18 protein-coding genes and 1 pseudogene are annotated in these 22,903 nt (G+C 65.2%); 8 read left to right on the top strand and 11 right to left on the bottom strand.

Annotated elements, in window-relative coordinates; translation table 11 throughout:
- Both VGE27_RS13655 and VGE27_RS13660 read left to right on the top strand, forming a co-directional pair.
- A pseudogene (locus VGE27_RS13655) lies at window positions 1-219 on the top strand (cardiolipin synthase B); the annotation flags it as partial.
- Between the two features lie 142 nt (window positions 220-361).
- The gene (locus VGE27_RS13660; protein WP_331050223.1) at window positions 362-1,282 is read left to right on the top strand and encodes a universal stress protein; all 921 of its coding nucleotides are present in this window, start codon (window positions 362-364) and stop codon (window positions 1,280-1,282) included.
- A gap of 179 nt (window positions 1,283-1,461) precedes the next feature.
- Here VGE27_RS13660 and VGE27_RS13665 read toward each other — a convergent pair whose 3' ends face one another.
- From VGE27_RS13665 to VGE27_RS13675, 3 genes are read right to left on the bottom strand one after another with little or no spacing between them, the layout of a single operon-like run.
- Entirely contained in the window at window positions 1,462-2,475 is a 1,014-nt protein-coding gene (locus VGE27_RS13665; RefSeq protein ID WP_331050224.1) for an MlaD family protein, read from the bottom strand.
- 34 nt (window positions 2,476-2,509) lie between these two features.
- The gene (locus tag VGE27_RS13670; protein WP_331050225.1) at window positions 2,510-3,337 is read right to left on the bottom strand and encodes an ABC transporter permease; all 828 of its coding nucleotides are present in this window, start codon (window positions 3,335-3,337) and stop codon (window positions 2,510-2,512) included.
- On the bottom strand, window positions 3,334-4,638 hold the full coding sequence (locus VGE27_RS13675; RefSeq protein WP_331050226.1) for a DUF4010 domain-containing protein: 1,305 nt from the start codon (window positions 4,636-4,638) through the stop codon (window positions 3,334-3,336). Before VGE27_RS13675 ends, VGE27_RS13670 begins: the two co-directional genes overlap by 4 nt.
- Before the next feature lie 97 nt (window positions 4,639-4,735).
- On the opposite strand from VGE27_RS13675, the gene VGE27_RS13680 reads away from it, so the two are divergent.
- The 3 genes from VGE27_RS13680 to VGE27_RS13690 all read left to right on the top strand — a co-directional run bounded on the left by VGE27_RS13680 (window position 4,736) and on the right by VGE27_RS13690 (window position 8,948).
- Entirely contained in the window at window positions 4,736-5,701 is a 966-nt protein-coding gene (locus VGE27_RS13680; RefSeq protein WP_331050227.1) for a metalloregulator ArsR/SmtB family transcription factor, read from the top strand.
- Between the two features lie 130 nt (window positions 5,702-5,831).
- Window positions 5,832-7,307 (top strand): adenosylhomocysteinase, encoded by a 1,476-nt coding sequence (gene ahcY / locus VGE27_RS13685; protein ID WP_345788023.1) that lies wholly within the window; start codon window positions 5,832-5,834, stop codon window positions 7,305-7,307.
- Window positions 7,308-7,427: 120 nt separating this feature from the next.
- Window positions 7,428-8,948 (top strand): carboxypeptidase-like regulatory domain-containing protein, encoded by a 1,521-nt coding sequence (locus VGE27_RS13690; protein WP_331050240.1) that lies wholly within the window; start codon window positions 7,428-7,430, stop codon window positions 8,946-8,948.
- On the opposite strand, the gene VGE27_RS13695 is transcribed toward VGE27_RS13690, so the two are convergent.
- Window positions 8,945-12,736: a carboxypeptidase-like regulatory domain-containing protein gene (locus VGE27_RS13695; RefSeq protein ID WP_331050229.1), complete on the bottom strand. Its 3,792-nt coding sequence runs from the start codon at window positions 12,734-12,736 to the stop codon at window positions 8,945-8,947. The two genes, VGE27_RS13690 and VGE27_RS13695, sit on opposite strands and share 4 nt — an antisense overlap.
- 85 nt (window positions 12,737-12,821) lie before the next feature.
- Here VGE27_RS13695 and VGE27_RS13700 point away from each other — a divergent pair, with 85 nt between their 5' ends.
- Window positions 12,822-13,583, top strand: coding sequence for a hypothetical protein (locus VGE27_RS13700; RefSeq protein ID WP_331050230.1), 762 nt, complete (start codon window positions 12,822-12,824; stop codon window positions 13,581-13,583).
- Window positions 13,584-13,607: 24 nt separating this feature from the next.
- On the opposite strand, the gene hemJ is transcribed toward VGE27_RS13700, so the two are convergent.
- The 4 genes from hemJ to VGE27_RS13720 form a co-directional block, all read right to left on the bottom strand.
- Window positions 13,608-14,045: a protoporphyrinogen oxidase HemJ gene (gene hemJ, locus VGE27_RS13705; RefSeq protein ID WP_331050231.1), complete on the bottom strand. Its 438-nt coding sequence runs from the start codon at window positions 14,043-14,045 to the stop codon at window positions 13,608-13,610.
- An 18-nt stretch (window positions 14,046-14,063) separates the two neighbouring features.
- The gene (gene hemN / locus VGE27_RS13710; protein ID WP_331050232.1) at window positions 14,064-15,521 is read right to left on the bottom strand and encodes an oxygen-independent coproporphyrinogen III oxidase; all 1,458 of its coding nucleotides are present in this window, start codon (window positions 15,519-15,521) and stop codon (window positions 14,064-14,066) included.
- Between the two features lie 92 nt (window positions 15,522-15,613).
- Complete coding sequence (locus tag VGE27_RS13715) at window positions 15,614-17,368, bottom strand: M28 family peptidase (protein ID WP_331050233.1); 1,755 nt, start codon at window positions 17,366-17,368, stop codon at window positions 15,614-15,616.
- Between the two features lie 53 nt (window positions 17,369-17,421).
- Window positions 17,422-18,015, bottom strand: coding sequence for a prephenate dehydratase domain-containing protein (locus VGE27_RS13720; protein WP_331050234.1), 594 nt, complete (start codon window positions 18,013-18,015; stop codon window positions 17,422-17,424).
- Window positions 18,016-18,279: 264 nt separating this feature from the next.
- On the opposite strand from VGE27_RS13720, the gene aroF reads away from it, so the two are divergent.
- Both aroF and VGE27_RS13730 read left to right on the top strand, forming a co-directional pair.
- Window positions 18,280-19,326: a 3-deoxy-7-phosphoheptulonate synthase gene (aroF, locus tag VGE27_RS13725; RefSeq protein WP_331050235.1), complete on the top strand. Its 1,047-nt coding sequence runs from the start codon at window positions 18,280-18,282 to the stop codon at window positions 19,324-19,326.
- On the top strand, window positions 19,323-19,661 hold the full coding sequence (locus VGE27_RS13730; protein ID WP_331050236.1) for a chorismate mutase: 339 nt from the start codon (window positions 19,323-19,325) through the stop codon (window positions 19,659-19,661). The genes aroF and VGE27_RS13730 overlap by 4 nt, the downstream gene beginning before the upstream one ends.
- Here the strand turns inward: VGE27_RS13730 and VGE27_RS13735 are convergent.
- From VGE27_RS13735 to VGE27_RS13745, 3 genes are all read right to left on the bottom strand, one after another.
- Window positions 19,638-21,188 (bottom strand): sensor histidine kinase, encoded by a 1,551-nt coding sequence (locus tag VGE27_RS13735; protein ID WP_331050237.1) that lies wholly within the window; start codon window positions 21,186-21,188, stop codon window positions 19,638-19,640. The two genes, VGE27_RS13730 and VGE27_RS13735, sit on opposite strands and share 24 nt — an antisense overlap.
- 6 nt (window positions 21,189-21,194) lie before the next feature.
- Window positions 21,195-21,875 carry a response regulator transcription factor gene (locus tag VGE27_RS13740; protein WP_331050238.1) on the bottom strand — a complete coding sequence of 227 codons (681 nt, stop codon included), beginning with the start codon at window positions 21,873-21,875 and terminating at the stop codon, window positions 21,195-21,197.
- 212 nt (window positions 21,876-22,087) lie between these two features.
- Window positions 22,088-22,903 (bottom strand): UvrB/UvrC motif-containing protein (locus tag VGE27_RS13745; RefSeq protein ID WP_331050239.1); only part of this gene is annotated, 816 nt, incomplete at its 5' end.

Consider the following 22,903-nt stretch of genomic DNA (forward strand, 5'->3'; position numbering starts at 1 on the left):
GGTCTCGTGGGATCGTCCAACCTCGACTTCCGTTCTTTCTGGCTCAATGCGGAATGCAACGTGTTGATCTTCGACGACGCTTTTGGCAAAGCGCTCGATCAGAGCTTCGAAGAAGATCTGTCGGGGAGCACCGAGATCACACTCGCCGCCTGGAAGCAGCGCGGTCTGGTGCATCGACTGCTCGATCGCACCGCCCGCGGACTGCGTTGGGCGTTGTAGTCCGCGCATCGGCAATTCGCATGTGCATGTCGATTGGCATGTCGACTGGCATGTGATGCGCATGCGGATGTGCGGGATTCCCTGACGCGTCGGACAGGAGTCCCCGATGGAGCTGGGTTGGCGGATAGGCGACCATTCGCCCATGTCCGCGCCCGCCGATGTGATCACCACCCTGCCGCATGACCTGTCGCCGCTCCGGCGTGGGCCGGTCATGGTGGCGAGCGACGGGGCACCGGAGACCAATGACGCGCTGTTCAGTGCGGCGCGACTGGCCGGTTCGGCCCTGGGCGCACCGATCGAAGTGATCGGCGTGTGTGAGCCGATCACGGGCGTTGCGGGTGGCATGGATGTGCTGCCCGTGCCCGCAGAGCTCGACGAGTCACGACGCGTGACCATGCTGTCGGACCTGCGGCGGTCGGTGTCGATTGCCGCATCGGGAGATCCGCAATGGCCCATTCATGTGGTCGTGGGCTCACCCTCGCGGTTGCTCGCGCAGGAAGCGGCCGACCGTGATGCCGCGCTGATGGTGATGGGCATCGGTCGGCACAATCCACTGGACCGGCTGTTCGGCACGGAGACGACGCTGGCCACGCTCCGGGAATCACGCGTGCCGGTGCTGGCGGTGGGCGCGCACTTTCCCGCCACGCCGGTGCACGCGGTGGTGGGGCTCGACTTCAGCGCGGCGAGTGTGCGTGCGGCGCAACTGGCCATGCAGATGCTCACCACGGGGGGGCGTCTCACACTGGTGCATGTGCGTCCGCGTTTCGAACATCCGTCCTCAGATTGGCAGACATGGGACGCTGAATACGGTCGTACACTGCCGCCGTTGTTTGTGCAGGTGCGGCGCCTGCTCAATGCGCCGACTGAGATAACGGTGGACACGGTCACGGTGCGCGGTGATCCGGCACCGGCACTGCTGGCCTTTGCGCAGCAGGCGCGGGCGGACCTGGTCGCGGTTGGCACGCAGCGGCATACGCTGCTGGAACGGCTGATCGTGGGATCGGTGGCGACGCGAGTTCTTCGGACAGCGAGATGTGGCGTGTTGGCGGTACCGCAGATCTGAACGCGGGGTTCAGATATTCAGAGGTCAGATATCAGAGATCAGAGATCTGACGGATATAGAATGTGAGAGATCAGACCTTCGTAGATGTCAGAGGTCTGAGCACTGGCGCCGGCTGCCTGTCGTGCGCGGCGAGGGGGGCTGATTTCAGATACCAGACGTCAGATTTTAGACGTCTGATATCAGAAGACCCGGAGATTGAGATAGCGCCTGGGATTCTTCTTCACGTCGGCGACCAGGGCGCGCAGTTCGCGCACGAGTGAGTCGCTCTGCTGATACAGCGCGGGGTCGTTCATCATCAGGCCGAGCGTGCCGTTGGTGCCGTTGGCCTTCATGAACACCGAGTCGGCGCGCGAGATCACCGTCGACAGGCGCGCTTCGGTGCGATCGAGCTTGGCGGTCATGTCGCGCAGGTTGGTGGTAGCGGTGAGCAGTTCCCGCGCGGCTTGCTGTGAGCTGGACACGATCTGCTGCAGTTCACCGTTGCTGGTCGCCGAATCCATGCGCGAGGAAAACGCATTCAGACGATCGGCGGCGGCGTTGATGCGCGTGACACCGCTGTGTACATCACCACTGATCTGGTCGAGATTCTTCGACTGCACGTCGATGGTCTTGGCCAGCACTGTGGAGAGATGGGCGAAATTGCGGATGGATTCGCGCAACTCCTTTGCCGCATCGTCGTCGAACGCCACCTGCACACGATCGGCCACCTTGGCCACATCACCGGCCAGACGGCCCGCCACGGTGGTGAGTTGCGCGATGTCGGGCATCACGGCACCTGCGAGGGTGTCGCTCTGCGTGCGCGCTTCGGCGATGGCGGCGCGCAGATCACGATCGGGTGGCACGCCAGTGGCTGTGGTGATCGTTGCCTGCCATTCGCCGAACAGGCTTGATGCTGCCAGCAGCACCACCGGGTCGGGTGGTAACTGCACACCACGATCGAGACCCAGCGAGATGATCACCCATCCCGGTGCGCCGAGGGCGATCGATTCCACGCGCCCCGAGCGCACACCGCGGATCACCACCGGATTGCCCAGTGCCACGCCGCCCACTTCGCGGCTGCGCACGGTCACGTGCTGCTGACGCCCGCCGAGGTCGGCCTGCTTGATCCACAACACCGTGCCCACGATCAGCACCGTGGCAATGAGCACGGTGAGACCGACGATGAAATCACTGGTGCGTTTCGAAGTGGTCATGACGCAAAGGGACAGAGATTCAGAGGCGCGTAGCTCATCGCAGCGAACGACCGGTGAGCCACACCATCGCCCAGAAAGCATCGAGCACGAGAATCATCACGGCGGAGATCACGACGGCGCGCGTAGCGCTGCGCCCCACACCCTGCGCACCGCCCTGGGTGTTCAACCCCGCTCGGCACCCAATAAGTGCCACTGCGGCGCCGAAGCTGGCCGATTTCACCAGTCCGTAGCGCACATCGAACGGTTGAAAGAACAACCGCACGCCCTTGAGAAACTGCGGCGTGGAGATGTCGAGCAGTACGAGCGACGCCACCCAACCCGACAGCAGCCCCACCAGCATCGCCATGCCCACCACCACCGGAAACATCACCGCCGATGCCACCACACGGGGCACCACCAGATGACTCATCGGGTCGAAGGTGAGCGTCTCGAGCGCGTCGATCTGCTCGGTGACACGCATCGTGCCCAACTCGGCGGCGATGTTGGCACCCACACGCCCCGCCAGCGCCAGACCGGTGAGCACCGGGGCCAGCTCGAGCACGACAGTCTTTTGCACCAAGGTGCCCACGAAATACGGCGGTACCAGATCGCCCACGCTGTAACTCGCCAGCAGGGCCAGCACGATGCCGGTGAAGAGGGCGATGAACACGCCGATGGGCAACGACTCCACGCCCAGAATGCGCGCGTGCGTGGAGAACTCTGGCAGCCACTGCTTCGTGTCTTTTGTGGCGCGCAGGACCTCACGCACGAACCGCGCACCGGTGCCAACGGGTTCGATCAGGCGACGGGTCACACCACCCAGCGCGCTGATGCGCTCATGCAGACGATCCGCGATGCCCACCGGTTCGACAGGCATGGTCATGGCCAGCGCACCAGTACACCCGCGCCAACGGCCACACCCAGCAACAGCAGACCCACCGCCACATGCCAGCGATAGCGCGGGGCGCCCAGCACGAGCGTGATGACCAGCTTGAGCATGGTGTTGGACAACACGCCGATGCCCATGGCCGCCGCCGCGATGCGTACATGGTTGGTCTCGCCGGCATCGGTGCCGTAGCGCGCCATGGACACGGTCAGTGCGTCGACATCGGTGAGACCGAGCAGCGTGGCGGAAGCCAGCACGCCCGTTTCTCCCGCCGTGCGCTGCACCCACGCGATGGCGAACAGCACGACCTGAAACGCGATCGCCATCTGCAACGATGACCAGAGGCCCAGTGGATTCTCACCAAGCCCCGCCGACACGGTATCACCAGCGTCTTCCTGCTTCGCAGGCCGCGTGCCCCGCTCGCGCCAGAGCACGAAGGCGATAAGGCTCACACCCACAAAGAACGCCGGACCGAGTACAAAACTCGCTGCCAGCCCCACTGCGGGCTGCAGCATGGTGGAGATCACCAGCACGCGCGGCACCAGCACCGTGCACGCCGCCACCACGCCCAGCGCGAGCGGCAATGCCAACGCACCGCTGGCATCGTCGCGACTACGGCGACTGAACGTGAGCGTCACTGCGGTGGACGACACGAGTCCGCCCAGCAAACCCGTCACTGCGAGGCCATGCGTCTCGCCGATCACGCGGCGCGCGATGTAGCCCGCGAAGTTGAGCGCCGAGAAGATCAGCACCACAATCCAGAGCTGGCGCGGCTGAAAGGCGTCGTATGGACCGAATGATCCCGCCGGAATGAGTGGCAGGATCACCAGCGCCAGCACCGCGAACTGGAGCGCGGCGCGCATCTCGTTGGGCGCCACCCGTGTCAGCACATCCTGCAAGCGCGACTTTTCGGCCAGCAACAGCACCGACAGGGCTCCCGCGGCGCTGGCCACGGTGCGATGACCCAGGCCGGCTACCACACCCAACACCACCACCAGCAACGCCACGACTTCGGTGGTGCTGTCGGCGCTGGTGCCGGGGCGGTTCATGGCCGTGAAGTACGAGACCACCACGAACGCCAGCGCGGCCCCGGCCACGAGGATGCCCGCCGGCTCCAGCCCAAGTCGCAGCAGCCACCCGGCAAATCCACCCAGGGCGCCCAGCAGCGCAAAGGTTCGCACGCCGCCAAATCGCCCGTCCGGACCCTTGGTGTGCCCCGACCATTCGCGCTCGATCCCCACCGCCATCCCGACAAGGGTGGCGACCAGCAGGTCGAAGGCGATGGTCAGGTCGAACATATGGGCAACGTACTGTATGGTCGCCGCTGGGCGAGAGGAAAAACCTCACAAAGGCAGTGCGCTATCCTTTCATCCGGATTGATGGATATATTGCGGCGTGACCACTCCCCGGCTGTCCATCCACGATCGTATGGTCGAGCTCGCCGATCCGACCCGCAGCCGACTACTGGCCGCGATCGAGCGACAGGAACTGACCGTGGGAGAACTCGCCGCCGCTCTGCAGCTGCCGCAGAGCACGGTGAGCCGACACCTCAAGATTCTGGCCGATCAGGGATGGCTGGCGTCCCGGGCTGAAGGCGCCAGCCGCTGGTACCGCCGCCACCCCCAACTCGATCCGGCCATGCTCGCGTTGTGGAGTCTGGTGCGGGAAGCCTTCGCCTGTACCCCCGCCGCGCTGCAGGACGCCGCCCGGGTGGATGCTGTACTCGCCGCGCGCCGCACGGTCACACAGAGCTTCTTCGCCACGGCCAGTGCGGAATGGGATGACCTGCGCGCACAGCTCTTTGGTGCGCGCGCCGACCTGCTCGCCCTTTTGGCGCTGCTCGATCCCACGTTGGTGGTCGGCGACCTCGGCTGCGGCACCGGCGCGCTCAGTGCCGCGCTCGCTCCGCATGTGCGCGAAGTCCATGCGATCGACGCTTCGCCCGCGATGCTTGCGGCAGCAGCAGCACGCCTCGCACCGTTTGCCCATGTCACGGTGACTGAGGGCGCCATCGAAGCACTGCCGCTGGATGATCACGCCCTCGATGTGGCCGTGCTCATGCTGGTGTTGCATCACGTGGCCGATCCGCTGCGTGCGCTGCGTGAAGTACATCGTGTATTGCGTCCCGCCGGGCGCGTGCTGCTGGTGGACATGCAGCCGCATGCGCACGAGCGCTATCGCGACACGATGGGACATGTGTGGCTGGGGTTCCCGGCTGACACGCTGACAGGCTGGCTGCACGAAGCGGGCTTCGTCGATGTGCGCGTCACGCCGTTGCCGCTCGACGCGGCGGCGAGCGGCCCGGCGCTGTTTGCCTGCACCGCAACCGCACTGCCAAAGCCGGCGCAGGTGATCGCATGACCGAGACATCTCGCAGGCGTTGCAACACCAATGACGTTCTCCGTAGCACTGCACGTTTCACGACACGTACGACGACACGCTGTACCACATTCATTTCACATCACCGAAACCGCACATGAGCACTTCCATCATGACCGAAAAGGGCGTCGCGTTGTTGGCGTCGCTCGATCGCCCCACCTTCGCCGTGCGCGACCTTTCGCTCGCCGAGTGGGGCCGCAAGGAAATCCGCCTGGCCGAGCAGGAAATGCCGGGTTTGATGGCGCTGCGCGCGGAGTACGGTGCGGCGCAGCCGCTCAAGGGCGCGAAGATCATGGGTTCGTTGCACATGACGGTGCAGACGGCCGTGCTGATCGAAACGCTCGTCGCCCTGGGCGCGGATGTGCGCTGGGTGTCGTGCAACATCTTCTCCACGCAGGATCACGCGGCGGCGGCCGTGGCGGTGGGTCCGAACGGCACGACCGACAAGCCGAATGGCACGCCGGTGTACGCGTGGAAGGGCGAAACACTCGAGGAGTACTGGTGGTGCACCGAGCAGGCGCTGATGTGGCCCGATGGCACGGGTCCGAATCTGCTGCTGGATGATGGTGGTGACGCGACGCTGCTCGTGCACCGTGGCACCGACTTCGAGCGTGACGGTAAGGTGCCGGCGTTCGACGCGGACAACGAGCCGGAAGAGTGGGGCGTGATCCTCGATCTGTTGCGTGTGGAGCAGCAAAAGAACCCGGGTCGCTGGACCAAGGTGCTCGCGGGCATTCGCGGCGTGTCGGAAGAAACCACCACGGGTGTGCATCGCCTGTACGAGATGGAGAAGGCGGGCACGCTCGCGTTCCCGGCCATCAACGTGAACGACGCGGTGACCAAGTCGAAGTTCGACAACCTGTACGGCTGCCGTCACTCGGTGGTGGACGGCCTGAACCGCGCGACCGACGTCATGCTGGCCGGCAAGATTGTCGTCGTGCTCGGCTACGGCGATGTGGGCAAGGGCTGCGCGCAGGCCCTCAAGGGTCAGGGTGCGCGTGTGGTCATCACCGAAATCGACCCGATCTGCGCCCTGCAGGCCGCCCTCGAGGGCTATCAGGTGACGACGCTCGAAGACATTGTCGATCAGGCCGACATCTTCGTGTCCGCGACGGGCAACAAGAACGTCATCACGGTGGAGCATATGAGCCGCATGAAGGACAAGGCCATCGTGTCCAACATTGGTCACTTCGACAACGAGATCGACATGGCCGGTCTCAAGAAGGTCGAAGGCATGAAGCGCGTGAACATCAAGCCGCAGTACGATGAGTTCCAGCTGCCGAGCGGTCGTTCCATTCTCGTGCTCGCCGAAGGCCGCCTGATGAACCTGGGCTGTGCCACGGGTCACCCGAGCTTCGTAATGAGCGCCAGCTTCAGCAATCAGGTGCTTGCCCAGCTCGAGCTGCATGCGCGCGCCGAATCGTACGAGAAGAAGGTGTACACGCTGCCCAAGCACCTCGATGAAAAGGTGGCGCGACTGCACCTCGAGAAGCTTGGCGTAAAGCTGACCACGCTTACTGCCGACCAGGCGTCGTATATTGGCGTAGACGTCAACGGTCCGTACAAGGCGAATCACTACAAGTACTGAGATCGTACCTGCAGTGACTCGGCGGGCCGGCGTGATGCCGGACTCTATCGAGGCGCGGAGCCGCTGGCCTTCACAGGTCGGCGGCTCCGAATGGCCGTGAGGGCAACAATGTCAATCAACATGAAGGCCTCCCGGAAACCGCTCCTCACTTCCGTCGGGCTGCTTTTCGGGCTGGCGAGTGTTTCGCTGCCAACCATTGTCGGAGCACAGGAAACTCCGCGTGCGCGGATTGAAGGGGTTGTCTTCGACAGCACGACTTTCAATCCGATGAGACGCACCACTGTCCAGGTGGCTCCGGTGTCGGATCTCGGAGAGGCGCGTACCACCCTGACGGATTCGCTCGGACGTTTCCGCTTTGACAGCCTGCCCCCTGGTTCCTGGCTGCTGGCGGCAATTCATCCACGCTTCGACTCGCTGGGTATCGAGCAGCTCACGCGACAGGTCTCGGTGGGGAGGCGTGGTACGACCCGCGTGCAGCTGAGTACACCCACGACTCGCGTCCTTTTCGCAAAAATCTGCGGCACACAATCCTCCACGGACACGTCGGGATTTCTCGTCGGCAGATTGCGTCAGGCCGAGTCGGGTCGCACACCAGTGCGAGGGCGAGTACGCGCGCAGTGGATCGAATACATGCTGAGTGCGTCGGGTGTGCGGACGCACATGATGGGAACGGAAGCGACGACCGACGATGCGGGCCACTTCGTGGTGTGCGGTACTCCCACGACCGGGATGGTGCGCCTCGCGGCCTGGCGTACCAATGTCGCGGACCAACTGCCACTCGACTCGTCGGGCGTGATCGATCAGGAAGTGCCGGCCGGTGGTCTCTGGCGCCGGGATCTATACGTGGGATCCGCCAGCGCAGTGCCCGTGCAGATCACCACACCATCTCCGGTCGACTCCCAGTCGCCGACTCACGTTGATACCTCGACGATCACGGTCGCGAGAGGATCGGCCGGACTCCGTGGCACCGTGCGCTCCACGGCTGGCACACCGCTGGCCGATGTGCGAATGACTGTACGCGGCTCCGGTATCGAGGTACGCACGCGTGCCGATGGCGGCTTTGTGTTGAACGGATTGCCCAGCGGCACCTATGAACTCGAGGGTCGTGCGATTGGATACGATCCGCTGCGCGTGCCGGTGGATCTCTTCCCCGCCACAGAGGATTCCCCCGGGAATGCAGGACAGCATTTCAGCATGTATCGGGCGAGTTCATTGGACACCATGCGCATTCGTGCGATGCGGGCTCGCATTTTCAATCCGAAGCTGACGGGATTCGAATCCCGTCGCGCGGAGAAGATTGGCATGTACCGCGGGCCTGAGGACATCGAACAACTCAGGCCCGTGTGGCTCGGTGATGTATTCGCTGGCATGCCGGGTGTTCGGGTGATACTCGGCACGCGAGGAGACGAGATATACCAGATGCGGGCGTACGACAGTGGCTGGTGTGCGCCGAGGGTCTGGGTGGACAACGTCCTCTACCCGAACGATGGCACACTCGGGCTGTGGGTGGCATCCTCACAAGTCATCGCCATCGAGGTTTATCCGGTCACTGGTATGCGCCCGCCGCAGTATCGTGATCAGGTGTGTGGCTCGATCGTGATCTGGACGGGCGACCGGTGGAAGATGTTCGAGAAGCGCTAGAACAGGCCTCGAGTCACTGATGTGTTCAGGTTGCCGGGCTGCCCACCCACGCGTGGGCGATTGTGTACCAACGGCACGGGATAGCCGAAGTTCCACTGTGCGTTGCGACGTTCGTCCTTGGTCACCGCGCTCATGTTGTTGAACAGCGGCATCAGCTCACGCTGCTGCTGGCTGATCACTTCCATCGCCAGATCCACCTGCTCCCAGAAGATGGGCCAGTAGAGGCGCGTGGTAGCCTGCACGGTGTCGAGGGCGGCCTTGCCGGCGCTGCCATCGGGCTGTTCGGCCAGGAACGCAGCCAGCGGCTTGTACAGTGCACGCACGCGTTCGGAGTACGCGCTGTCGGCCGACAGCAGTCGCGTGATCTGCTCCTTGGTGAGAAACAGCGAGTCGCTTTCGGCGAGCAACACACGGTGCAGGTTGGAGGTGCGGCTCAGGTAGAGCGCTGCCACAGAATCGGCGTTGCGGCGCGTCCACGTGGTCTTGTTGGTGGCCTTGTCGCGTCCCTTCACCGGCTCGATGGCACGGCGCAGGGTCTGCAGGTCGTACGGCACCGAGAGGTCGATGGACACATCCATCACGATGCGGAACGGCACGCGTGAGAGCGTGCGGAAGGCGCGTGTGTCACCGAACCGCGGGTTCACGTCATAGCGGAAACGCTGGGCGTTGGCATCGAAGCCACGCGGCACCAGCAGCACCGGATCGGGCTGTGCCTGCGTGCCCCAGCCTCGCAGACGCTCGGCACCGTGCAGCAACTGATCCAGACCCGCCAGCGGGTTCTCGAACACCACGTTCATCTGCGCGTTACGGCCGCGGATGTTGGGCAGGCGTGGGCGGTACATGAGGTTCATCTGCTGGGTCCACGGCCCGCGGCAGCTCTGCCGGCCAGCAACGCCACCAAGCTGGGAGGTCAGGCAGCTACGAATGTTGCCGGGCGCCGAGGCCAGCAGGGCGGTCATCTGCGCACGCGTGGAGGCATCGGTGTCGGTGCCGGGATTGGGCACGAACGCACGGTCGTTGGCACGGCCGTCACCATCGATGTCGTTGCGCACGATGGGCGTGAACGGCGTGCCCGATTGCAAGCGCGTGAACATGGTGAACACGCCGACCTTGGGCACCGTGGTGCTGGCCTGAAACACCACGGCATGTCGGGCGTCGTTGATACCCGCTGCCCACTCACGTGTGAGCGGGTTGCCGAAGTTGGCGCCGTCGCTGCCGCGGAACTGCTGGCGCACCTGCTGAATGGTGTACGATGCCGAGAACATCACCGGTGGCGGGCCACGGCGTCCGCGGAAGATTTCCGGCTGCACCGTGGTGGTGAGCTGCGAGCCGTAGCCGCGCAGGTCGCTGGTGCGCATGGACACGCGTCCATAGTCGGGGCTCACGCGTGATTCCCGCGCTGACACCGCGCCCGATGTGGGATCGATGCCGGACGACGTGACGTACATGGGCCGTCCCCCTTCACCGGCGAGCGTGAAGCGACCGTTGCCCGAGAAGTTCGCGTCGACAGTGCTGGGGTTTGACAGGTCGTACGACGACAGGCCGTCCACACGCACCAGGAAGCGCCGTACCGAGCCTGCCCAGCCAAGGGAAGCACGCCAGCTACGCGGCACGTCGAACGACGGGTCCACCAGCGTCACGGTGGGCGCGCGCTCGGCCAGCGCACCGGAACCGTCGGCGCAGGAAGACGGCAACGTCGCATTGCCACTGCCGAGTGCGCGCCAGTCGGGCACGGGCACGGCGCTGCCCACACAGGTGAGTGCGACGGTGCTCCCGGGCAAGCCCGCATTCACCATCGCATCGGCCAGCGTGCCCGGACGATACAGATCGCGGAACTCGCCGATGCCACCACGAATGATGCCCATGGTGTTGCGGTACCAGCTGCCGGAGCCGTTGTTCATCTGGCCGTTGCCATTTTCACGCGAACGCGAATAGGTGTAGCTGAACCCCGCGCGCGGTGACACATGAATGCGGCTGGGCGCGACGCCGGTACGTACGCCGAGCGCCTGTTCGAGTGCAGCGTTCTCGGGCGGCGCATCGCCGAAGCGATTGCCTTCCACGCGGGCGCCGGCCAGGGTGCTGAACCAGCGGTTGGGATTCCACTGATGTGAGAACGCGAGTGCGGCATTGTAGGCGCTGGCTTCACGCACTGGCTGCGCCAGTGTGCGTGAGTACGACGCCGGGCGATTGGCAGCGAGATCAGCCAGCGACATGAACGTGTACTGGCCCAGCGCATTAGGCTGACCTTCCTGCGTGAGGCCATCGCCGCGAATCCACGCCGACGTCTTGAAGCGATGGCGGCGTCCCTGCGCATTCCACACCATCTCGTTGGCCGCTTCGGCTGTCCAGCGGGTGTCATTGGTGGCGAGGAAGGGATTGCCGCCCAGCGCCACCGGCACGATGTCGCTCGAGGCGGCGTCGGAGGCCGATCGCGCGAGGACCGTGGCACCCGGCAACTCGAGATATGGCGACGTGCGTTCCCGCACACGGCTGGCCGCGATGCGGTTCTCCATCAGCGTGAAGTAGTTCTTGCCCACGTACTGACTCTGCAGGAACTGGCCGCCGATGGTTTGCTGCGACTGCTTGCCGCTGTTGCCCGGAGCACTGAGCGGACCAAAGCCCAGCGCGCCTTCGTTGGTGAATCCGCCGAACGTGGTCAGCGTGAGCGTGCGCAGCGTGTCGCGCACATCATCGAGGCGACCGAGGAACGTGAGATTGTTCTGCACACGGGCCGTGGGAATGCCGGTACCGCCCAGTGGCAGGCCGATGTTGGATGCGATGGTACGCAGGCGCTGCGCAGAGTCGGGTGAAAGGCCGGCCCGACGGAGTGCATCGCCGTCGCTGCTGAGCAACGTGGCTGGATCACTGGACGTGCGCCCCACGTCGAGCGCGACGTTGTAGGTGAGGGCGCGACGAATGGCTTCACCGTCTGCTCCCACGCTGGCCCGGAAGCCGCCATTGAGCAGACCGAGCGAGCGACCCACGGCGTCGGTGGCCTGCAACTGCGGCGCATTGAGCGTGACAAAGGCGCGGCGGTTCTGGAAGTTGCGATCACCCGCACCGAGCCTGACATCGATGTTGGCACCGGCAAAGCCACCGCGTGTGGCATCGAAGGTCGCGCCGGTGACGCGCACATCGGCCCGGGCCGCGCGCGGCAGCGAACCCCCAGGCATGGCCATGCCGTTGAGCGTGGTGAGGTTGGACCCTGGTGCTGCGCCCAGCATGGAGGGACCGGAAGGCGTCATCGTCACGCCAGGCACCGTACCGGCGATGGCACTCAGGTTGCCGGCGTCGTTGGCGTTCACGCGTCCATCGACACCCTGATTCCATTGCTCCGACGCGCCCACTTCACGGGAGTATCCGCTCGCCACCTGGGCCTGTGCCCGCACGGGCTGGCTCGCTGTCACGCGCACGGCGTCGAGCGTGGCCACGTCGCGCTGCAGTGTGAAGTCGGCCACGAGTTCACGTTCTTCACCAGCGCGCTCCACGCGGCGGCGGGCGGGGCGGAAGCCAGGCGCGGCAACATGAACCAGATAGTCACCCGTGCCTGGATCGAAGCGGCTGCTGTAGCGACCGGAGGAATCGGTGGTGGCCTGCTGGACCAGACGGTCGGGGCCGCGGGTAATGCTGACGACCGCGCCGGAGACGACACGGGCGGAATCGTCGAGGACTCGGCCGCGGACCACGTCGGCCTGTGCATGAAGGGCACTGGCGGCACACATTGTCAGGGCAAGCGCCCCGATCAGGCGCCGCACGGCCGGCACCATGGAGAGGAGAGACTCGTTCATGCGCCGTACGACGTCATTCGCCCCGGAAAGGTTGCCTCCTCTCATGCGCATCATTGCTGTGTTCGTCCCGGATCGCATCTCCGTGATGACAAACATCCGGATGGCGTGCGTCGTGCTGTCGGCGATGGCCACACCGATGGTTGTCGGTGCGCAGGACAACGCAGCACGCGCATCTGCCACATCGGACAGCACACAGGCCCTTCGTCCCGGCAATGCGGTCGTGGACGGCCGTCATGTGCAGACGGCCACGGTGCGCTATGCCCTCACGTTGCTGCGGGACGGCGCAGCGACATCAGCGGGGCAGGTCATCGACGAAACACAACGCGACTCCACGAAAGATCAGGTACTGGTGCGTCGCGTGCAGACGGTGCGTCGCGGGACGTCCCAGTTGATCGATTCCACCGTATCCGATGGACGCACGTTGGCACCGCGCGCGCATCGCTCGTTGCAGCCCACCCGGCGGATGGCGCTCGACTTCAATGGTCGGCGCGTGAAGGCCTCCATTGGTCCCGTGGATGCACCACTGGTGCCGGTGGACACGACGCTGCCATTTGCCGCATTCGATTCCGGCAACTGGGACTTGCTCGTGCGTTCGCTGCCGCTGGAGAAGGGCTACAGCGCCCGCTTCGCGGTGTTTGACCTTGATGCCGGTCTCAAGGAGTACGAGATCAAGGTCACGGGCAGCGCCATGGTGCAGGACGAGGACGCGCACGTGGTGGTGTTCACGATCGCCAAGGGGCGCGATTCGGTGGTGTGGATCGGCAAGCAGTCGCGTCAGCTGCTGCGGATAGAGACATTGCTGGGGCCCACCACCATGCTGCAGCAGGAACGCCTGCGCGCTCCCTGACCTACAATTCCTTTACAGGTACGATCAGGGGCGCACGATCACCGCGATAACAATCGCGAACAGCAGCAGCGTGGGCACTTCGTTGATCATGCGGCAGGCGCGTTCGCTGATGAAGTAGTCGCCGCGCAGCAGGCGCTTGCGTGTGTACGACGCAAACCCGTGGTATCCCAGCAGGAAAAACACCGCGCCCAGCTTGAGGTGCATCCAGGGCATGCGCAGCAGGGCCGGCTGCTTCACGAGCATCCAGGCACCCATGGCAATGGCCACGATCATGGCCGGGGCCATGATGGCGCGCATGAGTCGGCGCTCCATCACTTCGAGCGTGGCCACGACGGCGGGTTCATCGCGCTTCTGCACGTGGTACACGAAGAGCCGGAAGATGTAGAACAGCCCCGCGTACCAGGCAATGACGGCGATGACATGCATCGCCTTGATCCAGAGATAAGATGTCTCGAGCGCCATGCGGCCAATGTACGCGCTTCACACCGCCCGGGAGAAGCGCGGAGCGACGATCTCCGGCGCATGGGACAGGTCGTCCTTCGCGATGGCCGTGATCGGTGCCGTATGGCGTCGTGCCCGATAGGCGTCTAGCGGAAAGGCGAGATTGCGCAGCAGCCAGCGTCCCTGCGCGGTGGCGCGCAGGCCGCTGTCTTCGAAGGTGACCAGGCCGTCGTCGACAAATGGTGAATACAGCGCCTGCATGGTGGCTTTGTCGTCCGGGTACCTCGTGGCCGGCAGTGCGGCATGGCACATCAGGTGAGCGATCGCGGCGCCACGGACCTGATCATCACTGGTCAGGATGTGACCACCGATCACCGGCAGCACACCGGCTTCGAGGCGGCGCTGCCACTCACCCAGCCGCGGCGCGTTCTGTACGAACCAGCCGTTCACCGATGAGATCGCACTCACGCCAACCCCCAGCAGATGCGGGCTGTGCTGCGTGGTGTACCCCATGAAGTTGCGGTGCAGCGCGCCGCTGCGCATGGCCTGTGTGAGCGCGTCGTCCGGGCGCGCAAAGTGATCGATGCCGATCCATTCGTACCCTGCGCCAACGAAACGCTGCACCGCGTCCCGAAACAGGGAAAAGCGCGCTGTGGCACCGGGCAGCGACTGCATGTCGATGCGGCGTTGATGGGCGCGCATCCAGGGCACGTGCGCATAACCAAAGCACGCAATGCGATCAGGGTGCATGGCCAGACTGTCGCTCACGGTGGCCGCGAATCGCTCGGGCGTCTGGTGCGGCAGCCCGTAGATCAGATCGAAGTTGATGCCGGTGAATCCTTCCTCGCGGGCGAGTGTCACGGCGTCCTGCACCATGGCCCGTGGCTGCACGCGTCCGATGGCCTGCTGTACCACCGCGTCGAGATCCTGCACGCCGAAACTCACGCGTGTGAAGCCCAGTTGCCGCAGAAGACGCAACTGCGAGCGCGTGACCAATCGGGGGTCCGCCTCCAGCGAGCTTTCCGTGTGCGTGCCGATCTCGAAGGTGGAGAGCAGCACGTCATGCAGCGTGGCCAGCTGCGCATCATTCAGAAAGTTCGGCGTGCCGCCACCCCAGTGCATCTCGCTCACACGGGGACGGCCGCCCATGGCGCGTGACAGCATGTCCAATTCGATACGCAGTCGCACCAGATAGCGGTCGACTATCTCGGCGCGCGTGGTCACCGTCGCATTGCAACCGCAGTAGAGACATTGCGAGGCGCAAAACGGCAGGTGCACGTAGAGCGCGATTGAGGTGTCGGGTGCGCCGAGTGCAGCGAGATGGGCAGCCCATCCGGCGGCGTCAGGCGCCTTGTTCCAGTCCGGTACGGCCGGATAGCTGGTGTAGCGTGGGCCGGCCACGTCATAGCGGGCCAACAGCTCCGGTGAGATTCCCGCCAACATCTCCGAGTCCGACATTCCTGCTCCGCGATGGGTGACCATCACAGGGTCGCGCATTCACACATCCCATTCAATCAGGCGATGGCGCAGGTTGCTGTGAGGAATTCCACCACATGGCCGCTCACAGCAACCCGCACGGTCTCTGAGAACTACTTCGCCGCGCGCACCCGTGCCTTGGCCCGCTCGCTGGCGGCCTGCAGGTTCGCCGGCCCGACCGCGATGTCACCGATGCGATCAATGGCACCCAGGTAGTAGGCGCGCCACGTATCGACGATATGCCGCTCCGTGTCCGCATTGCCACCGCGTGCGAGCGTATCGGCACTGAGCGCGGCTTGCGCCCGAATGGTCCGCTCGGCCACACCGGCCAATTCATCCAATGCGGCCAGTACGATGGCGTTGGAGCCGTCGGCCAGCAACAAGCCCGTGGACAGCGCACACGCGCCCACATTGGCAAGCGACTTGGGGCTCACCATGCCGATGCGATCGAGGTCGGTGTGATAGAACTGATCGGTGAAATGCCAGAGCAGCACGGCCGGGATCTGCGCGTTGAGGAACGGTGTGTGATCGCTGCCGCCCTCGAACGGATTGGCTTTCACCACCCACTGCGTCTGCCGTGCCCGATCGAGGCAACGCTGCCGTACGAAGTCGTTGAACCAGTGCGCGCGAATGTCCTTCTCGGCCAGCGGCTTTCCGCCCCACTCCGAATGCTCGTCTTCACCACGCACCCACACCGCCGACGGGTCGGGCATCTTCTCGATGAGGAACGAACCGCCGGTGAGATCGGTGTTCTCGCCCACCATGTCGAGTGACATGCCCCACTTCACGCCGGCGCGGCGCACACTGTCTTCCTTGAGGAAGCGATCGGTGGAGCGGATCTCGTCGCCCCATAGGAACGTGACGGTGCGCTGCGGGTTGCTCACGCCACTCTTCACCAGCGTGGCGGCCACGCGCGCCATCTCGGCCAGCGCGCCCACGCCCGACGCGTTGTCGTTGGCGCCCGGCTCCTGCACATGTGCCGAGTACACGAAGCGTTCGGCGGCGCGGCTGCGTCCACGGATCTCCGCCACCACGGTGAGCTCGGGGCGCGTCTCGAACAGCGTGCGCACTTCGGCCTTCACACGCAGCGGCTGTGCGGCAGACGTCGAGAGCGCTGCACGCAGGGAATCGTAGGACGCCGAGGAGATGAAGATGGTCCATCCCTGCCGGATGGTGTCACGCGGCACGCTGGTGAACTGAATGGCGCGTGTGTTCTTCTCCTGCTGATTGTAGGCTGGCAGCTTCTGCGTGTTGAGCAGACCAATCGCACCGGCCTGCATGGCGCGCGGGAACACGGCGCGGGCGCTGCCGGTGGACATCACGATGCGGCCAGCCACCGAGGCTTTTGCAAACTCTGCCTCGCTGCCGGTGCCCACATCCACCAACTCCGCCGTCACACCGCCTTCCGGCGTGGAGCCGGAATTGATGGCGATCATGTTCAGGTTGGTGGAGAACTGCTGCAGTGGCGTGCTGCGACCCGCGATGGTCAGTGAGGCGGCGAGCGGCGTCCAGGCCTGGTTGGCCATCGGGCGTGACTCCACGCGATACACGAGTCGCGCTGACGCGGGTGCGCTGTCCTCGCGCACATAACCTGCCGCACGCAGCAGCGAGGCGACGGTGTCGATGGCGAAATCGAAGCCGCGGTTGCCGGGCAGGCGGAAGTAGCGCTGCACGTAGTCCACGGTGCGCAGGGCGCGCTCGCCGTCGATGGCTGCGTGCACAGCCTTGGAGATCGGCACGAAGGCCGCTTGCGACGAACTGGCGGAGGCGGGGCGGGACGCGGAAGGCGCTGCCGGGCGCTGGGCCAACAATAGCCCGGGCGCGCAGGTCAGCACCGCCGCGGTGGTGATGCGGAGGAAGGAAGGCATGACAACATCATCGACTGAGCGAAGCGCCCTGTCGAGGGGGGCCTGCCTGCGGATCAGGCCCGGCGCTGCAGCACCAGAAAGCGGGTCCAGTTGTGCGGGATATCCTGGATGTGGTGCGCGATGATCTCGAGCCCATAGCGCGCAGCCGCCGATTCGCTGGCCACCGCGCCGCGGGTGCGATCACCCCACTCAGCCACATCGCGGGCCGCGCCGGCGGTATCGGCATGGGGCACCGACTCCAGCCATGCGTGGCGCGCAAAGAACAGCCGGCACTGGGCCAATGCCACGGCGTGACTGCGCACCTCCCGCAGTTCGGCCAGCGACGCGCCGTGTGGCGCCATCAGGCAGAGGTGAATGGGAACACGCACCTCACCACAGGGCTGCAGAAGATCGCCGACGGCCAGCAATGCGTCGTGCGCAGGACGCACCACACCGGCGATCGCGTTCTCCACCGGGATCATGGCGAAGTCGACTTCTTGCTCGCATACACGGTGCACGGCCTCGGGAAAGGTGAGGCAGGCAATGGCATCGGCGCCGTCTGGCCAATGCTGGCGAATGGCCATCTCGCTGAAGGCGCCGGCCTCACCCTGAAACGCCACACGGGGCAGCACGGCATGCTCGGACTGTGTCACGACCACGTTCGACATGAGCGGATGATATTGACTTCGTTCCATGGCCGGGATAGCCTCCATGGCATGTCGCGTCACTTCTTCGCCGTCACCTACGCCTGCCGATTTTATTATCCGCCGACCCGCATGGGCACCGGCGAATTTGGCATGCGCAGCTGACGCTGACGCGCCCACCGCTGAGAGGCCCGTGCGAATCGCACGGGCCTTTGTTGTTGACAGGCTCGGCGAACACGGTCCTCGTGGCAGTGCACCACACAGTGCCTCACACCCCACGGGAACCCCATGATCATCGTCACCACCGCTTCCATCTCCGCCGACGCCCTCGACCGCATCATCGAACACGTCGAGACGGCCGGGCTGCGCACGCATGTCTCGCGCGGCGAGCATCGCACCATTGTCGGTTGTATCGGCGATGAAGGCCGGCTCAGTGAGCACGGCCTCACACAGCTGGAAGGCGTCGAGCGGGTGCTGCCTGTACTCAAGCCGTACAAGCTGGCCTCGCGCGAGTTCTCGGTGGGCGACACGGCCATTCGCTTCGGGGATCCTGCAGATACGGTGATCGGTGGGCGTGACATCGTGGTGATCGCCGGCCCGTGTTCGGTGGAAGGTGAGGCGATGATGCACGAGACAGCGCACCACGTGCAGCGTGCGGGTGCGCGCCTGCTGCGGGGCGGCGCATTCAAGCCACGTTCGTCGCCCTACGCATTTCAGGGGATGGGCGAAGAGGGTCTCAAGATCATGGCCGATGTGCGCGCGCAGACGGGTATGCCCATTGTGACCGAGGTGATGGACCCGCGACAGGTGGAGCTCGTCGCCTCGTATGCCGACGTGCTGCAAATCGGTGCACGCAACATGCAGAACTTCACGCTGCTCACCGAAGTGGGCAAAGTGCAGCGTCCGGTGCTGCTCAAGCGCGGCCTGTCGGGCACGATCACCGAGCTGCTGATGGCGGCCGAGTACATCATGGCGCAGGGCAACGGCGACGTGATGTTGTGCGAGCGCGGGATCCGCACCTACGAGACCGCCACGCGCAACACGATGGACATCGCGGCCATCCCGGTGCTCAAGCGTGAATCACACCTGCCGGTGATCGTGGATCCGAGCCATGCCGGTGGACGGGCATCGCTGGTGGCCCCACTGGCGATGGCGGCGATTGCTGCGGGCGCTGATGGCCTGATCGTGGAAGTGCATCCGACGCCCGCCACGGCCAAGAGCGATGGTGAGCAGTCACTCGAACCGTCCGCATTCGCGAGCATGATGCAGCAGGTGCAGGCGGTGGCGCAGGCGGTTGGGCGCGGCTGTCCGTGGGCAGAACCGGCGGTCGCATGACCTCGCCCATCGCGCTCAGCTCACAGGAGCAGGTGCAACTGCATCAGCTCCGTCAGGATATCGACGGGGTGGATGACGAGATCCTGTCGGCATTGCTGCGCCGGTTGTCGCTGGCCCGGGCGATCGGCGAGATCAAGCAGCGCACCGGTCAGCCGGTGCTCGATCCGGCGCGTGAGGCGTCGGTGGTGACGCGCGCGGCAGCACGGGCGCGCGAAGCCGGGCTGCCGGAACAGGAGATGCGTGCGCTCTACTGGCAGCTCATGGCGCTGGCACGTCGGGCGCAGCTTGGGCCGCATACACCGAACGCGGTATCAGGCCACATCCCCTGCCGGTGAGAGTACCGGCAGGCGCACCTCGAAACTCGCGCCAGCGATCGAGGGAGCGAGCAGAATCTGACCACCGTGCACGTGTGCGATGGCCTGGGCGATCGCGAGACCCAGGCCAGCGCCGGTGCTGGCGGCGGACTCTGTCACTTTGGGGCCGTGCACGAAGCGCTCGAACACATGTGGGCGAATGGCGTCGGGCACACCGGGACCTTCATCACTCACGCGCAGCAACAGGTCACCCCCCTCACGATCCACCACCACACGCACCGTGCTGCCGCGCGGTGTGTGCTTGATGGCGTTGTCCAGCAGGTTGATCAGCAGGCGACGGAGCAGGCTGGCGTCGCCGTGAGTGATCGCGGACCCGGCCGAGTGTTCGATCTCACAGGTGACCGTGACTTCCTGCGAGAGGGCGAGTGAACGCACGCTGCGTACGGCGTCGACCGCCAGTTCAGGCAACTCCACGGTGTCGCGTGTGGCGATCGGGCCACCGGCATCCACGCGGGCCAGCAGGAACAGGTCTTCCACAATGCGCGTGAGCCGGATGGATTCACCCTGAATCACGGCAAGCGCCTCGCGATACTCGGCCTCGGTGCGTGCCGTACGGCGCAGCGTCACCTCGGCTTCGCCACGAATGATGGCAATGGGCGTGCGCAGTTCGTGCGAGGCGTCTGCCACGAACTGACGCTGCGTGCGAAAAGCCAGATCGACGCGCGACAGCAGACCGTTGATGATCTGGGCGAGCCGGCCAAGCTCGTCGTGCGGGTTCACCACCGGCAGCCGATCGTCCAGATTGGCGGCGGTGATGGAGGCGGTGCGCACGTTGATGGCTTCGAGCGGCGAGAGGCTGCGTCGCGCAATGGCAAAGCCCGCGAGCACGGATGCCAGCAGCGCGGCCGGGATGGCGAGAATGAGCGTGTTGCGCACCTGACGCAGCAGCAACCGATCGCCGGCTTCCGACATCAGCGCCGTCACGAGCAATGTGGGCTCTTCCGGCGAATCATGTTCTTCCGGAACGACGCGCATCATGGCCACACGGGCCGGACCATCGGCCAGCAACACCTGACGCACGGCCACACCGGACTCCGTGCCAAGGGTGTTGGCCATGTCGTCGTCGCGTCCGGCGCGCATCGCCTCCAGGAGTTCCAGCACCGGCTGCGGGAGCGTGACGCGGTGCTCGTCTTCTTCCTCGGTGCCAACGTCCGATGGCAACCGCGGCTGCCGCACGGCCATCAGCTGTGCCTCTTCATCGGTGATGAAGATGTCGAGATTGCCCACGCGCAGTTCGCGCAGCACGGCCTGCTCGGTGGCTCCACGTTCCTCCTCCACTTCACCGCGCGCCGAAATGGCGCGCCGTTCGGCCCGCACGGCGCCGGCCACGACCTGCGCCGATTCGCTCACCGCGGAAATCGCACGTTCCTGCACCACGCGCGTGAGCGTGAACCACCCACCGACGACGAACACCGTGAGCACCAGCGCGAGCATGCTGGCATTCCACAGGGTGAGGCGCAGCAGGATGGAGATGCGGACGGGCTTCATGGGGGATCAGGCCGGCGGAATGTCGGTGAGGATGTAGCCCGCACCACGTCGTGTGTGAATGAGTGGGGCAAACCCTTCACGATCGATCTTGCCGCGCAGGCGGTTCACGTACACTTCGACGGCATTGGTGAACGGATCGTGGTTGTCGTCCCACACGTGCGACACGATGTCGCTGCGCGAGAGCACGCGCCCCACGTTGCGGGCCAGCAGCTCGAGCAGCGCGTATTCCTTGGCTGTGAGTGAGATCGGCGTGCCACCGCGTGTCACGGCATGCGACTGCAGATCGATCTCCAGGTCGGCCAGACACACATGCATGGCCTGCAGTGACTCCGGGCGGCGGAGCAGCGCGCGCAGGCGCGCGAGCAACTCACCAAAATCGAACGGCTTGACGAGATAGTCATCGGCGCCGCTGTCGAGCCCTGTGATACGATCGGCCACCGCATCGCGCGACGTCAGCATCAACACCGGAGTCCGAATGCTGCGCGTGCGCAGGGTCTGCACCACGGTGAAGCCATCGATGTCGGGGAGCATCACATCGAGCACGATGGCGTCGTAGGTGTTCACGGCTGCCTGCGCGATGGCGTCCTTGCCCAGTTCGCAGGTGTCGACGGCATACGACTCTTCGCGCAGACCACGCGCAATGAGACGGGCAAGTTTCGGATCATCCTCGACGACGAGCAGGCGCATGGGAGGGAAGAGGCACTGGTCGAATCGGGGCAAGCGGCCCCGGCGAATTACCTAAAATCTGTTAATCGGCTTGAAAGGTACCCGTCCGTACACTTCCCGCCGTACCACTGCTACGCCAACCCAGGGGCGGGACCCGAAGCAAGCGAGCAGTGGCCACAAAGCGGCGTGTCCGATTCACATCGGGCACGTCGTTTTGTGTTTGATGGCACATGTCAGTCGCGCGCGGTGCGTGTGCGCTGCTTCTCGACGGGACGGCGACGGAACCAGCTCGCCACGAGAAAGAACTCGTCGAGGTCGTGCGTGGGAATGTCGGCGCCCGACGGGTCGGCTCCGTCGTAGACGCGCTCCACGTGCGTGCGAAAAGCTTCGTGATCGGCGTCGCTCTCTGGCGCGCGCAGTTCTGCCCGCACGGTGCCGCGGCGAATGAGATAGACCCATTCGCGGTCGGCGTGCCCGATGGCGTGATAGCGGAACGTGAGACGATCAACGTTGGCATGAAAGTGCTGCAGTCGGTCGAACAGCCAGCGCACGAGCAACAGACGATCCCGCAGCACGCGCGCGCGCTCGAATGCCAGTTCTTCCGCGGCCTGATGCATCGCTGCTTCGAGGCGACGCACCGGTCCATCACCGCGACCCTCGAAGAACGCACGAACCTCGGTGGCTGCTGCGCGATAGTCCACAGCCTCTCCCGCGCCGATGCACGGCCCCGCACACGTGCCGAGATCGTGACGGAGGCATGCCGGCGCCCGTGAACGCGCCACGGCGAACGTTCGTCCATCGGGAGCTTCGGGATCGGCAGCAAACCAAAGCGCTGGTGCGCGACCGCTGCGGCGCGGCGTGCGTGCACCGCTGTCCTCCAGCGTACAGTCCCGCAGTGACATCGTCTCGGCCAGCGCCCGCACCGCTTCACGCAATTGTTGCACGCGCCGGAACGGGCCAAACAACGCCACCGCGGCGGGATCGTCCGAACGCGCCACCACCCGCAGGCCCGGGACCGCTCCCCCGGTGAGTGCGACATAGGCTCGGGG

Source organism: Gemmatimonas sp. (assembly GCF_036405635.1).
GTDB lineage: Bacteria > Gemmatimonadota > Gemmatimonadetes > Gemmatimonadales > Gemmatimonadaceae > Gemmatimonas.

Excerpts from the sequence above, each read along its gene's own strand:
- VGE27_RS13660 (WP_331050223.1), top strand. The coding sequence starts at position 362 with ATGTCCGCGCCCGCCGATGTGATCACCACCCTGCCGCATGACCTGTCG.
- VGE27_RS13665 (WP_331050224.1), bottom strand. The coding sequence starts at position 2,475 with ATGACCACTTCGAAACGCACCAGTGATTTCATCGTCGGTCTCACCGTG.
- VGE27_RS13670 (WP_331050225.1), bottom strand. The coding sequence starts at position 3,337 with ATGACCATGCCTGTCGAACCGGTGGGCATCGCGGATCGTCTGCATGAG.
- VGE27_RS13675 (WP_331050226.1), bottom strand. The coding sequence starts at position 4,638 with ATGTTCGACCTGACCATCGCCTTCGACCTGCTGGTCGCCACCCTTGTC.
- ahcY (WP_345788023.1), top strand. The coding sequence starts at position 5,832 with ATGACCGAAAAGGGCGTCGCGTTGTTGGCGTCGCTCGATCGCCCCACC.
- VGE27_RS13690 (WP_331050240.1), top strand. The coding sequence starts at position 7,428 with ATGAAGGCCTCCCGGAAACCGCTCCTCACTTCCGTCGGGCTGCTTTTC.
- VGE27_RS13695 (WP_331050229.1), bottom strand. The coding sequence starts at position 12,736 with ATGAACGAGTCTCTCCTCTCCATGGTGCCGGCCGTGCGGCGCCTGATC.
- VGE27_RS13700 (WP_331050230.1), top strand. The coding sequence starts at position 12,822 with ATGACAAACATCCGGATGGCGTGCGTCGTGCTGTCGGCGATGGCCACA.
- hemJ (WP_331050231.1), bottom strand. The coding sequence starts at position 14,045 with ATGGCGCTCGAGACATCTTATCTCTGGATCAAGGCGATGCATGTCATC.
- hemN (WP_331050232.1), bottom strand. The coding sequence starts at position 15,521 with ATGCGCGACCCTGTGATGGTCACCCATCGCGGAGCAGGAATGTCGGAC.
- VGE27_RS13715 (WP_331050233.1), bottom strand. The coding sequence starts at position 17,368 with ATGCCTTCCTTCCTCCGCATCACCACCGCGGCGGTGCTGACCTGCGCG.
- VGE27_RS13720 (WP_331050234.1), bottom strand. The coding sequence starts at position 18,015 with ATGTCGAACGTGGTCGTGACACAGTCCGAGCATGCCGTGCTGCCCCGT.
- aroF (WP_331050235.1), top strand. The coding sequence starts at position 18,280 with ATGATCATCGTCACCACCGCTTCCATCTCCGCCGACGCCCTCGACCGC.
- VGE27_RS13730 (WP_331050236.1), top strand. The coding sequence starts at position 19,323 with ATGACCTCGCCCATCGCGCTCAGCTCACAGGAGCAGGTGCAACTGCAT.
- VGE27_RS13735 (WP_331050237.1), bottom strand. The coding sequence starts at position 21,188 with ATGAAGCCCGTCCGCATCTCCATCCTGCTGCGCCTCACCCTGTGGAAT.
- VGE27_RS13740 (WP_331050238.1), bottom strand. The coding sequence starts at position 21,875 with ATGCGCCTGCTCGTCGTCGAGGATGATCCGAAACTTGCCCGTCTCATT.